Raw genomic sequence first — 12,017 nt, 5'->3', positions numbered from 1 at the left:
TCGAATGTCGAGCCGACGCCGGGCCGGCTATCCAGCGTGATACGCCCGCCCATTCGTTTGACGATGCGCTCGCTGATGCTCAAGCCGAGACCAGTGCCGCCGTAATTACGCGCGGTGCGCTCATCGGCCTGTTCGAACTCGCGGAAAATCCGCATCTGCGACTCCGGCGCGATGCCGATACCGGTGTCGCGCACCAGGAAGCTGACTTCGCCCGGGTCTGTTCCGGGCTCGACAATCAATGCAACACCCCCGGTCGAGGTGAACTTGATGGCGTTGCCCGCAAGATTGAGCAGCACCTGCCGCAGCCGCGCGGCATCTCCGACGACTTCCATCGGCAGCCGCTCATCCACATAGGCCGCAATCTCGATCGCCTTGGCCTGGGCCCGCGGCGCCAACAATTCGGTGATATCCTCGATCAGCCCGGCAAGCGCAAAGGTGCGCTGTTGGAGGTCGATCTTGCCGGCTTCAATCTTGGAATAGTCCAGCAGTTCCTCGATCAGCGACAGCAGTGCGTCGCCGGAGGTCTTCACCGCCGTCGCATAGGTGACCTGCTCCGGGGTCAGCGACGTATCGAGCAGCAGGCCGCTCATGCCGATGATGCCGTTCAGCGGCGTGCGGATCTCGTGCGAGGCCATCGCGAGGAAGCGCGACTTGGCGCGGTTGGCGGCGTTGGCGAGATCGCGCGCTTCTGCCAGAGCGCGTTCGCCTTCGGTGCGATCGGTGACGTCGCGGCCGACGCATTGCAGTTCGGCGGGCTGTCCGGCGTCGATGCGCACCAAGCCTTCGCGCCAGGCGATCCAGCGCGGCCCTAAGGCGGTGACGATCTTCTGGTCGTGAATGCTGGTGCCGTTTGGATCATGCGCGGTCACGCCTTGCTCCAGCACTTGAAGCGTAAACGCACTGCTGATGAGATCCTCGCGCGAGCGCTCCATCAGCGTGCAATAGGCATCGTTGACGAAAGTGATGCGGCCGTGGGCGTCGCGGATCACGATCAGATCGCTCTGCGCTTCGAACAGGCCGCGAGCGTGCTGCTCGGCTTCCTTCAGTTCCCAGTTGCGATCGACCAGCGATTCATTGTGCGCAGCGAGTAGACGCAGCCGCCGCGCCATGAAACGCAGCTTCATGCTCAGCGTTGCCAATGCCACGCAGGCGACCGCGAACAGGAAGCTGGCGCCGATCGCAAAAGCGTGTGGATCGTAGCCGGAATTCTCCGAGGTGCTGCCGGCGATGAAGCCATAGGCGCCGCCGAACGCGGCGGAGAACATCACGAAGCTGCGGACCGCGGCGACCAGCCAGGGATGGCGGCGCGCGAAGCGGCGCAAGCGATGCCTGATCCGGTTAATCCGCCCTGTCACCAATCCGTCCCTACTGTATTTCGCCTTGGCCAAATCGAGGGCCAGCACCGGCTGCACGCGCGCGCGGATGGCGGGGAGGATGGGCGGATGTCATTGCCAAGTGCTTGCGCATGCCGGCCTTGATGCCGCGCGATGCGAGCGTGGTTAGCTATTCGTTAATCGCGCGTCAGAGCGCAGCGGTGGCCATGCGGTGGTGCCCGGCATGGGCGCCCACGATCAGCGCTGCGGCATCGCGCGGCGTGAAACTCTTCGATTGCACGAAAATCCGGTAGTCGGCGTCGCCTTCGCCGGACAAATAGATTACCGGCTCGGTTGAGGAAGCCGCTGCGGAAATCGCGATGAAGCGCGTTGCCGCGGTGATGGCGCAGGCTTCGGACTCGGCGCTGTCGATGTCGTCGACCACCGCAAAGTCTGCGTTTTCGGCGGAATCGACGATTTGCACCCGCACCGTGGCGCGCGAGGGATCGTCGGTGAAGGCCACGTGGAGTTGCGCCTGCCAGGGGGCGGTCGCGATCTGCACCGAGGTCTCGCCGGTGGTAATGCAGGGATGCGCGCCGGACGTGAATTCGCCGCGTGCAAATACCGCGGCCAGCAGGACGGGAATCGTGGAAGCCAGAATCTTCAATCGCAACATGACGCGTTACTCACCCGTTGCCCCGGAATTGCGAGGTATGGTGAGCAGAGCGTAAACAAAACTCGTTACTGCGGGGTTGACGGCGGCGCGACGGTTACGCCGCGCGGCGGGCGTCGTCGGCCAGCGCGCGGTATGATAGCGATTCCGCCAGATGCAGCCGGCCGATCTTCTCCGCGCCGTCCAGATCGGCCAGCGTGCGGGCGACGCGCAGCACGCGGTGATAGCCGCGCGCGGACAGTTTCATGGTGACGGCGGCGTCGCGCAGCAGCGCCAGCCCTTGTGCATCGGGTTGCGCAACCGCTTCCAGCACGGCGGCCGGTGCGGCAGCGTTGGTTCGGATGTTGGTCAGCCCTGCCGCGAGGTAGCGCGCGGCCTGGATGTCCCGCGCCGCGGCGACGCGGGCGGCGACCTCGGCCGATCCTTCGGCGGGTGGCGGCAGGATCAGGTCGGTGGCGGTGACCGCCGGCACCTCGATGCGCAGGTCGATGCGGTCCATCAGCGGGCCGGAAATGCGCGCCTGGTAATCGGCGGTGCAGCGCTCGATGCGGTTGCGATGGCAGGTATAGCCGGGCTCGAAGGCGTGGCCGCAGCGGCACGGATTCATCGCAGCCACCAGCATGAACCGCGCGGGGTACGTGACGCGGTGGTTGGCGCGCGAAACTGCGACCTCGCCGTTTTCAAGCGGCGCGCGCAGGGAATCCAGCACGCGCGGATCGAACTCCGGCAGTTCGTCGAGGAACAGCACGCCCTGATGCGCCAGCGAAATCTCGCCGGGCCGGGCGCGGATGCCGCCGCCGGTCAGCGCCGCCATGCTGGCGGAATGATGCGGCGCACGAAACGGCCGCCGTGCCGTCAGCGCGCCGTCCTTGATCTCGCCGGCTACCGAGGCGATCATCGACACTTCCAGCAATTCCGCTGGTGACAGCGGCGGCAGGATCGAGGGCAGCCTTGCCGCCAGCATCGACTTGCCGGCCCCGGGCGAGCCGGCCATCAGAAGATGATGCCCGCCGGCCGCGGCGATTTCCAAAGCCCGCTTGGCGCTCTCCTGTCCCTTGATGTCGCGCAGATCGAGATGTGCGGTTTCGCGCTCGTACATCTTCGGCTGCGGTCGCGATAGCACCTGTGTGCCCTTGAAGTGGTTGGCGATCTGGATCAGGGAACTGGCCGCGATGATCTCGATATCGGGGCTGGCCCACGCCGCCTCGGCGCCGCAGGCGGCGGGACAGATCAGGCCCTCGTCGCGCGCATTGGCGCCGATTGCCGCCGGCAGCACCCCGGCCACCGGCGCGATCGAGCCGTCGAGGCCGAGTTCGCCGAGCACGGTGAAGCCGGCCAGCGCATCGGAGGGGATCGCGCCGATGGCGGCCATCAGCCCAAGCGCGATCGGAAGATCGTAATGACTGCCCTCTTTCGGCAAGTCGGCCGGCGCGAGGTTAACGATGATGCGCCGCGCCGGCAGCGCCAGTCCGGAGGCGACCAGCGCCGCGCGCACCCGCTCGCGCGCTTCCGATACCGCCTTATCCGGCAATCCGACGATCACGAAATTCGGCAGGCCGGGTACGACCTGCACCTGGACATCGACCGCGCGGGCCTCGATGCCTTCAAACGCGACGGTGGAGACGCGCTGTACCATCCCGGGATCCCTCAGTCGCGGAAATGATAACCGAAGGTTGTGTTATTGCAAGAACAATAAGGGAACAGTTTCGCTGCGCCGCGGCCTGCTGCCACAAGTGCCATCCGTAAAGAAGATGTTAAAGTGGCCATGCGACGGTCGCCAGTAACGCAGCGACGTCATCGAGTTCTCAGAAAGAATGTCCGATCCATTGCCCTGTCCATCGGTAGTTTCTGACGCTGAGCTCATCGCGTCCCTGCGGGAACAGCTTGATGCGCAGGCTGTGACGATCGCCGAACAGGCCGCCTCGCTCGCCCACAGCGAGAAAATCTTCAATCGCTCCTCGGCGGCGGCTCGGATCGGTGTCTGGGAATGCACGCTGGCAGACGAATCACTGGTCTGGACAGATGTCGTCTACGATCTGTTCGATCAGGAGCGCGGCACGCCGCTCGATCGCGCGGTGACGCTGAAATGCTATCCTGAGGAGTCGTTGCGGGCGTTGCACGAGGCGCGCAGCAAGGCGATCGAGGAACGCAGCGGTTTCAGCCTGGAGACCAAGATCGTCACCCCCAAGGGCAACCGGCGCTGGATCCGCATCACGGCCACGGTGGAAAGCATCGATGGCGTCGCGGTCCGCATCTTCGGCATGAAGCAGGACATCACCGAAGAGAAGCTTCTCGCCGACCGAAACCGTTACCTCGCCGAATATGACGTCATGACCGGGCTGGCGAACCGCAGCCGGTTTCAGTCAAAGCTATCCGAGCTGGTGACGGCTACGATGGCGACGAAGCCGTTCGGCGCGTTGCTGCTGATTGACCTCGACGAATTCAAGTCGGTCAACGATAGCTGCGGCCACGCCGCCGGCGACGAATGCCTGCGCGAGGCCGCGCAGCGGATCGGCAGCGTCTGCGTCGGCGCCGAACTGGTGGCGCGGATCGGCGGCGACGAATTCGCCGTCATGCTGGGCGCGGGGCTGTCGTTTGGCGAAATCTTGGAAACCGCCGCCGCCATCGTTGCGGAAATGAATCGACCGGTGCTGTTCCGCGGCCGCCTGCTGCAACTCGGCGCCTCGGTCGGCGTGGCGCTGGTCGACGACTGCACGCCGTCGCAGTTGTTCGTGATGGCCGACGCCGCCCTATACGCCGCGAAAGACGCCGGCCGCGGCACCTACCGCTTGCACCGGCCGGGTTCTGGCCAGCGCGCGCCGCGCCCCTTCGCCGTGGCGTGAGTCAGAGCGCCATCACCATCGGCTCCGCAATATAGCGGAAGCCGTCGCCGGCCTTCACCACATGGCCATAGCCCGGCCAGGCGAAGTGATAGGACATCACCGCGATCTTGTTGGCCGCCAGCATGTCGAGCATTTTGACCCGCGTATTCGCCGCCATTTTCGGATCGGAGTCGTAGGCAAATTCCATCCGCGGCTTTTCCAGCAGCAGCACCTGGTGGTGGGTGAGGTCGCCGAGGAAGGCGAAGGATTTGCCGTCCGACTGGATCATGAACATGTAGTGACCGAACGTATGTCCGGGCGCGTGCATCGCAGTGATGCCGGGCAGGAACTCCTGATTGTCCTTGTAGAACACCAGCCGGTCGCGTACCGGCAACAGGTTTTTGCGGGCATGCAGCACGAAGTCCTTTAGCGGCGTGCCGAGCTTGCCCTCATCGGTCCAGAAGTTGAAGTCTTCCTCGCTGATATAGACCTGCGCATTGGGAAACAGTGGCTTGTCGTTGGCATCGACGATGCCGCCGATATGATCGACATGGGCGTGCGAACAGACCACGGCATCGATGTCGCCGGGCTTGATACCGGCTTCCGCCATGCTCTTCTGCAGCCGGCCCGTGGTCGGCCCGAACAGTTTCGAGGTGCCCATGCCGGTGTCGAACAGCACCAGGCGGTCGCCCATGTTCACGATCGGCGCGTTCTGCTCGAGGATTATGTTGCTGTCGTTGAGAAAATTGTCCGTCAGCATTTTCTTCACCTCTTCCTTCGGCACGCCGACGAAGGTGCCGGAGGGATCGCCGAGCGGCAGCGGGCCGTCCGAGACCACGGTGACCTCGGCTGAGCCGAGCATGAAGCGGTGAAAGTAAGGGGACTGCGTGCCGAGCTTCGGCGCCTTGGCCAAGGCGTTGCCGCCGATCAGGCTTGCACTGAAACCGGCGCCAAGGGCGAGCATCGAGCGTCGCGAAACATCGAATGTCATGCGTGCCTCCCAGATTGCTTTTGCTTGCTGCCGTGTCGGCAGGTCGCCCGATTGGCCGGGCGTGCGGGGGCATGCTGCGCCCGGCGGAAAAGGCTGGCAAGGGGGGAAGTACGATGACGCAGCGCAGCGAACGGGTCGCGCGGATAGGCTGAGGATTTATTCAGAACGGTGGCGGCGCCTGCCTCAGGCGCGCGCTGCCACCGTCATGGTTGTTACCAGCTGAAGCTGGTCCGCACGTAGTACAGGCTGTGCGACGGCTCTTCGTAGTTCACGATCGAGTCGATGGCGCCTGCCGTCGTGAACGTGGTATGCCTGGTGCGGAACATCGGTCGCGTCAGGTTGAGGGCGGAGAACGAGATCGTGGCGTTCGGGGTCAGCGCGATCTTCATCGAGAAATCGACACGGTTCAGCGAATTGTACTCCGTACGCTGATTGACCAGCGGCGTCGTGGTCGTGCCGGTCTGCAGGATGTCCTGCGAATAGCTGAAGGCACGGTTGTAGTTCAGTCCGAACGTCGTCCGCCAGGATTCGACATAATAGTCGAGGCCGATATTGAGGATCGCATCCGGCTGCTCGGCGAAGCGACGGGTCTGCTGCGTCTGCGGATCGGTCAGCTCGGTCTTCACCAGAGTGGCATTCGACCACAGCGTCAGGTTCGGCATGTTGAGCGCGCGCAGCGGCAGGCGGCCATCCAGCTCAAGCCCGTAAGCATGACCGTCACCGGCATTGCGCAGTTCGGAGATCCAGCGGGTCGGCTTGCCGGGATAACCCAGAGTCAGCCGCCGTTCGAGCTTGTCCTCGAAGCTGCGCGCAAAGAAGTTAGCCGAAAGGATGCCGAGCTTGTCGTAGAAATAATAGTCGGCGCCGATATCCGCGCCCCAGATCTTCTCCGGCGCTGCATTCGGATTGCCGCGGGTGTCCGGGCTGCCCGGCGTGCCGCTGGATTCGCGTACCGTCGGCGTAAGGTCGCGAAGATCGGGACGGCGCACGGTCCGGGCCACGCCCGCGCGCAGGTCCACGTCCGGCGCCACTGCGATCTTGTAGTTCAGGGACGGGTTGAGGTCGATCTCGGTGCGCTCGGTCTGCAGGCCGCTGAAATCGGTGGTCGCCGTATTGCTGTGTTCCACACGGACACCGGCGGTGATCTTGTCGTTGCCGAGGAGGGAGAAGCTGTCGCTGAGATAGCCGTAGAAGACGTCTTCGCGGAGTTCATAGGTGCGCGAGCCATCCGTGCGACCGGTGTCGTTCTCGCCGCGCGTCAGCCGGTTGAGTCCGGTGCCCGTCTCGACGGTGTGGCCGTTCAATTGCGCGGTGACGGCGGCCCCGGGCGCGATACGTGTCAATGTGATGGGATTGAACGTATAGCCGGGCACCGTGCCGGTCGCGGTGCCCGTTGCATTGTAGGTGGTCTGGACGCTGTCTCGGGCGGTCTCTTCGCGGGCTTCCTGCACGTCGGCGAAGACGCGGCTGCTGACAAAGTTGTTGTAGGTGTGGGCCCACTCGAAATAGCTGCCGTAGCTTTCGCGCAGGCGGTTGCGGGTTTCCGTCGTGTTGCGATCGACATAGGTCATCGCGGCGTTGGTGCGGTTTTCGCTCTGCGCGCGCTTCTCTTCGGTCTTCAAGTAGGTCGGCGCCACGATAAAGGTATTCGCGTCGTTGGCCTTGAATTCGAAGCGGCCGAGCGCGGTGTATTCGTCGAAGGTGCGCTTTTGGTCCTGAATCGTCGCGCGGTTCGGCGCGGTCCCGCTCGGCAGCGGCCCGGTCGAATTATAATTGTAGGTGTTGCTACTTTCTTCCAGCAGCCGGCGCTGATAGCCGGCGCCGATGAAGTACTTCACCGGGCCCGCCTGCCCGCCGGTCCAGCCGGAGGCATCGCCCGCGGTGCCGAAGTTCTCGACATGGCCGGCGCCCAGCGAAATCGCGCCGCCGGACGGGCCGAAATTACGCTTGGTGATGATGTTGATGGTGCCGGCCGAGCCCTGCGAATCCTGCGAGGCCAGCGGGCTTCGGGTAATCTCGACGCGCTCGACGAAGATCGTCGGAATGCGATCGACTTCCATGTTGCGGCTGGAGTCGCCATCGACGATCGGCCGCCCGTCGAGCAGCACCTGGGTGTATTCCTTGCCGAGGCCGCGCAGCTTGATGTCGCGCGAACGGTTCAGGCGCGGGAACGAGACGCCGGGCAGGCGCCGGATTGCGTCACCGACGCTCTGGTCGTTGAACTGGTTGAGCTGTTCGGCTTCGATGATGATCTTGGCGTTCGGAGACGCACGACGCAATTCGTTGGCGGTCTGGACCGACGAGGCGAGCGCGCCTTCGACGACCAGCGCGGGCAGCTGCATGGTGCCCTGCGCGAAGGCAGGAAGAGAAAAAGTTACGAGCGCCGACGTCGCCAGGAGTAGCCTGCTGTCAAATTTCATTTCCGCCTCAGCCAATGCAAGCGCATTCTCGCGCTGCAATGGCTATGCGGTATCCCGAAATCTCCGGAAACGTTTTTGCGTTAGTTTTGTGTCAACGATTTCTGGAATAGCTATATTTTTGAGACAAGTTGTCGCAGTGCTGCAACGTGGCGTTCTATTTTCTTTTCGCTTCAACCACATCCCAGAATTTCGCCGCCACGTCCGGGCCGCCGAGCTTGGCGATGGCGCGAATGCCCGTCGGCGAGGTGACGTTGATCTCGGTGAGGTGGCCATCGATCACGTCGATGCCGACGAACAGCAGGCCGCGTTCGCGTAGCGCCGGGCCGACACGTTCGCAGATCTCGCGCTCGCGCGGCGACAGCTCGGTCTCCTTCGCCGCACCGCCCCGCACCATGTTGGAGCGCAAATCGTCTTCGGCGGGCACGCGGTTCACGGCACCGGCAAATACCCCGTCGACCAGGATGATGCGCTTGTCGCCGTGCTTCACTTCGGGGAGGAAACGCTGGATCACCCACTGTTCCTTGAAGGTGACGGCGAACATGTCGTAGAGCGAGCCGAAATTCATGTCCTGCGGCAGCACGCGGAACACCGCCGCGCCGCCGTGGCCGTGCAGCGGCTTCATTACCACCGCGCCGTACTCCTTCCGAAACGCATTGATCTCTTCCATGTCGCGCGAGATCAGCGTCGGCGGCATCAGATCGGCAAAGCCCATCACGAAGATTTTCTCCGGCGCGTTGCGCACCGAGGCGGGATCGTTGACCACCAGCGTCTTCGGATGGATGCGCTCGAGCAGATGCGTCGAGGTGATGTAGGCCATGTCGAAGGGCGGGTCCTGCCGCAACAGCACCACGTCGAAGGACTCCATATTGACGCGGGTTGGCTCGCCGAGCGCGAAATAATCGCCCTCGACGTCGCGCACGGTCAGCTTCTGCACCGACGCCACCACCTCATTGCCGCGCAGCGAGAGTTTGTCCGGTGTGTAATAGGACAGGGTATGGCCGCGCTTTTGCGCCTCCAGCAGCATCGCAAAGGTGGAATCACCCTTGTGGTTGATGCGTGCGATGGGGTCCATCTGGACGGCGATGTTCAAGGTCATGGGATTGTCCGGCGTTATGGAGGCGGGGTCAGCAACTGGCGTCGAATGCCGCTAACAGATGGCGTGGCAGGTGCCCCGGCGCAATCATCATCACGTCGAAGCGCAGCTCGAATTCGGCTTGCTCGGGATGCGCCTGCAACCAGGCCTGGGCGGCGTCGCTGATCCGCGCCTGCTGTCGCGGCGTCACTGCATAGGCGGCTTCGTCCAGGGTGGCGCGGGCCTTCACCTCGACAAAGGCGATCAGGTTGCGCTTGCGGGCGACGATGTCGATCTCGCCATAGGGCGTGCGAAACCGCCGTGCCAGGATGCGATAGCCCTTGGCCAGCAGCATCGCCGCGGCGCGGCTCTCGGCGGACAGGCCGGTCCGGAAGGCGGCGACGCGCTCGGGCGCTGCGATCTTTTTTACCCTTGCAGGGGCTTTTGCAGGAGCTCTTGACGTTGCCGGGGCGTCGTCAGTCTTCGCCATCGCCGCCTTCCTTCTGGATTTCCAGCGCGCGGGCATAGATTTCGCGGCGTGGTCGGCCGGACAGTTCGACAGCATTCGCGACGGCATCCTTGACGCTGTCATGCTGCATCGAGGCGCGCAGCATCGCGTCGAGATCGGCGGAGGTCATCGCCTGCGCATCGGCTTCGGGCGGTCCGATCACCAGCACGAACTCGCCGCGGGTCTCCAGCCCCTCGGCCTCGGCGGCCAGTTCGGAGATTTTCGCCCGCCGCACTTCCTCGTGCATCTTGGTCAGCTCGCGGCAGATCGCGGCATCACGGCTACCCATGATGTCGGCGAGATCGGCCAGCGTGTCCTGCACGCGGTTACCGGAGTCAAACATCACCAGCGTGGCGTCAATTCGGGAGAGCTCGGTCAGCCGCGCGCGGCGCGCCATCTGACGCGACGGCAGAAAGCCTTCGAAGAAGAAACGGTCGGTTGGCAGCGCGGCCACAGCCAGCGCCGCCAGTACCGAAGACGGGCCGGGCAGCGCGATCACGTTGAAGCCGGCGGCGGCGACTTCGCGCACCAGCTTGAAGCCGGGATCGGAGATCAGAGGTGTGCCGGCATCGGATACCAGCGCGATCGAGGCGCCTTGCGCCAGCTTCTCCAGAATCTTTGGTCGCGCCTGCTCGGCGTTGTGCTCGTGATATTGCTTGAGCTGGCCGGATATCGAATAGCGTTCGGTCAGCCGCCGCGTGATGCGGGTGTCCTCGCAGGCGATGATGTCGCAGCCGGCCAGGGTTTCCAGCGCGCGGATCGTGATGTCGCCGAGGTTGCCGATCGGGGTGGCGACCAGATGCAGCCCGGGCACGGCCTTCGGTGCGGTCAGCAGGTGGCCGGCAACGGCAAATGTCCGCCCAGTCGTGGCCGGGGTGTCTTCGGGCGAGGTCGTGGGGAGAGGTGTTGGGCGCATTCGCGCAATGTAGAGGGAAAAGTGCTGCAGGGGCAGCCCTCTCGGTGCCGTCCAGCCCTGCCCCGGCTGTCGGCAAAGCCATTATGTCGCCGTTCATGTGCCGTATGCAAAATGACTGGTTACAGGGTAGGGCTGCCCATACGTTTTTGTTTTGGTTAACTTATCACCGACAATATAGCCGAATCCGTGCGCCATTTCGACGGCGGCGGGGGATGGCCGACCGTGGTCGGCCGAGAGAAGAGTAGCGATGGCCGATCCGTTTCATCCCAGCACCCCGCGTTCGGGCTCGACCCGGCGGACGGCGCTTGGCTTGCTTTTCGGCACGCCTTTGCTCGGCGCTTGCGCCGGAGTCCAGCAGACGCTGACCAATAATTTCGGTTCCAGCCCCGCGGCGCCCGCCGGTCCGGCGCAGCAGCCGCTCGCGGTCGGCACTGGCCAGGTCAAGGTCGGGCTGATCCTGCCGCTGTCGGCCGCCGGTAATGCCGGCGTTGCCGCGCAATCGATGAAGAACGCCGCCGAACTGGCGCTGGCGGAATTCCAGAATCCCAATATCCAGCTGCTGATCAAGGATGATGCCGGCTCGGCGCAGGGCGCGGGGCAAGGCACCCAGCAGGCGCTCGATGAGGGCTGCGAGATCATTCTCGGGCCGCTGTTTGCGCTGTCGGTACCGTCGACCGCTCAGGCGACCCGCGCCCGCAACGTCTCGGTCATCGCGTTCTCGACCGATGCCAGCGTCGCCGGCCGCGGCGTCTATCTCTTGAGCTTCCTGCCGGAGTCGGACGTCAACCGGATCATCGACTATTCATCGAGCATCGGAAAACGGTCGTTTGCCGCGCTGTTGCCCGACAATGCCTATGGCAACGTCGTGGAGGCCGCGTTCAAGCAGGAGGTCGGCCGCAAAGGCGGCCGGGTGGTCGCGTTTACGAAATATGGCGCCGATCGCGCGGCGGCCGCGCGGACCGTCGCGGCGTCGCTCGGTTCGGCTGACGCGCTGTTCATCGCCGATGACGGCGATTCGGTGGTGGGGATGGCCGATGCGCTGACCGCGGCGGGCGCCAACCTGAAGAACATCCAGCTGCTCGGCACCGGCCTGTGGGACAATCCGCGGGTGTTCGCGAGCCCGAACCTGCAGGGCGGCCTTTATGCCGCGCCGGATCCGGCCGGCTTCCGCAGTTTTTCCGGACGCTACCGCGCCAAATATGGTTCCGACCCGGTGCGAACCGCAACGCTGGCCTATGACGCGGTGGCGCTGGTCGCAGCCCTGGCGCGAACCCAGGGGCAGCAACGGTTTTCACCTGAGGT

General features: G+C 64.4%; 10 protein-coding genes. 2 read left to right on the top strand and 8 right to left on the bottom strand.

The genetic code is table 11. The annotated features are described in order from the left end of the window. The 3 genes from JWQ24_RS11130 to JWQ24_RS11120 form a co-directional block, all read right to left on the bottom strand. On the bottom strand, window positions 1–1,358 hold a 1,358-nt coding region (locus JWQ24_RS11130), incomplete at its 3' end, for an ATP-binding protein (RefSeq protein ID WP_299807589.1). Window positions 1,359–1,521: 163 nt separating this feature from the next. Further along, entirely contained in the window at window positions 1,522–1,989 is a 468-nt protein-coding gene (locus JWQ24_RS11125; RefSeq protein ID WP_299807587.1) for a hypothetical protein, read from the bottom strand. 94 nt (window positions 1,990–2,083) lie between these two features. Beyond that, the gene (locus tag JWQ24_RS11120; protein ID WP_299807585.1) at window positions 2,084–3,622 is read right to left on the bottom strand and encodes a YifB family Mg chelatase-like AAA ATPase; all 1,539 of its coding nucleotides are present in this window, start codon (window positions 3,620–3,622) and stop codon (window positions 2,084–2,086) included. A gap of 262 nt (window positions 3,623–3,884) precedes the next feature. Between JWQ24_RS11120 and JWQ24_RS11115 the strand changes: the two genes are divergently transcribed. Then, window positions 3,885–4,829, top strand: coding sequence for a sensor domain-containing diguanylate cyclase (locus JWQ24_RS11115; protein WP_299807583.1), 945 nt, complete (start codon window positions 3,885–3,887; stop codon window positions 4,827–4,829). 1 nt (window position 4,830) lies between these two features. Here JWQ24_RS11115 and JWQ24_RS11110 read toward each other — a convergent pair whose 3' ends face one another. From JWQ24_RS11110 to rsmI, 5 genes are all read right to left on the bottom strand, one after another. Beyond that, window positions 4,831–5,799: an MBL fold metallo-hydrolase gene (locus JWQ24_RS11110; RefSeq protein WP_299807581.1), complete on the bottom strand. Its 969-nt coding sequence runs from the start codon at window positions 5,797–5,799 to the stop codon at window positions 4,831–4,833. A 212-nt stretch (window positions 5,800–6,011) separates the two neighbouring features. Beyond that, a complete protein-coding gene (locus JWQ24_RS11105; RefSeq protein WP_299807579.1) occupies window positions 6,012–8,141 on the bottom strand; it encodes a TonB-dependent receptor in 2,130 nt (709 codons plus the stop codon). Between the two features lie 232 nt (window positions 8,142–8,373). Further along, on the bottom strand, window positions 8,374–9,315 hold the full coding sequence (gshB, locus tag JWQ24_RS11100) for a glutathione synthase (RefSeq protein ID WP_299807577.1): 942 nt from the start codon (window positions 9,313–9,315) through the stop codon (window positions 8,374–8,376). A 28-nt stretch (window positions 9,316–9,343) separates the two neighbouring features. Next, window positions 9,344–9,781 (bottom strand): YraN family protein, encoded by a 438-nt coding sequence (locus tag JWQ24_RS11095; protein WP_299807575.1) that lies wholly within the window; start codon window positions 9,779–9,781, stop codon window positions 9,344–9,346. After that, entirely contained in the window at window positions 9,768–10,715 is a 948-nt protein-coding gene (gene rsmI, locus JWQ24_RS11090) for a 16S rRNA (cytidine(1402)-2'-O)-methyltransferase (RefSeq protein WP_299807573.1), read from the bottom strand. The genes JWQ24_RS11095 and rsmI overlap by 14 nt, the downstream gene beginning before the upstream one ends. 247 nt (window positions 10,716–10,962) lie before the next feature. Between rsmI and JWQ24_RS11085 the strand changes: the two genes are divergently transcribed. After that, window positions 10,963–12,017, top strand: a 1,055-nt coding sequence (locus tag JWQ24_RS11085) for a penicillin-binding protein activator (protein WP_299807571.1), incomplete at its 3' end; no start/stop codon positions are given.

It is taken from the genome of Tardiphaga sp., from assembly GCF_028290495.1.
GTDB lineage: Bacteria > Pseudomonadota > Alphaproteobacteria > Rhizobiales > Xanthobacteraceae > Tardiphaga.
This window is presented reverse-complemented; position numbering and strand designations above follow the sequence as displayed.

Bases quoted from the DNA above. Each gene is read 5' to 3' on its own strand.
- JWQ24_RS11125 (WP_299807587.1), bottom strand. From the start codon at position 1,989: ATGTTGCGATTGAAGATTCTGGCTTCCACGATTCCCGTCCTGCTGGCC.
- JWQ24_RS11120 (WP_299807585.1), bottom strand. From the start codon at position 3,622: ATGGTACAGCGCGTCTCCACCGTCGCGTTTGAAGGCATCGAGGCCCGC.
- JWQ24_RS11110 (WP_299807581.1), bottom strand. From the start codon at position 5,799: ATGACATTCGATGTTTCGCGACGCTCGATGCTCGCCCTTGGCGCCGGT.
- JWQ24_RS11105 (WP_299807579.1), bottom strand. From the start codon at position 8,141: ATGCAGCTGCCCGCGCTGGTCGTCGAAGGCGCGCTCGCCTCGTCGGTC.
- gshB (WP_299807577.1), bottom strand. From the start codon at position 9,315: ATGACCTTGAACATCGCCGTCCAGATGGACCCCATCGCACGCATCAAC.
- JWQ24_RS11095 (WP_299807575.1), bottom strand. From the start codon at position 9,781: ATGGCGAAGACTGACGACGCCCCGGCAACGTCAAGAGCTCCTGCAAAA.
- rsmI (WP_299807573.1), bottom strand. From the start codon at position 10,715: ATGCGCCCAACACCTCTCCCCACGACCTCGCCCGAAGACACCCCGGCC.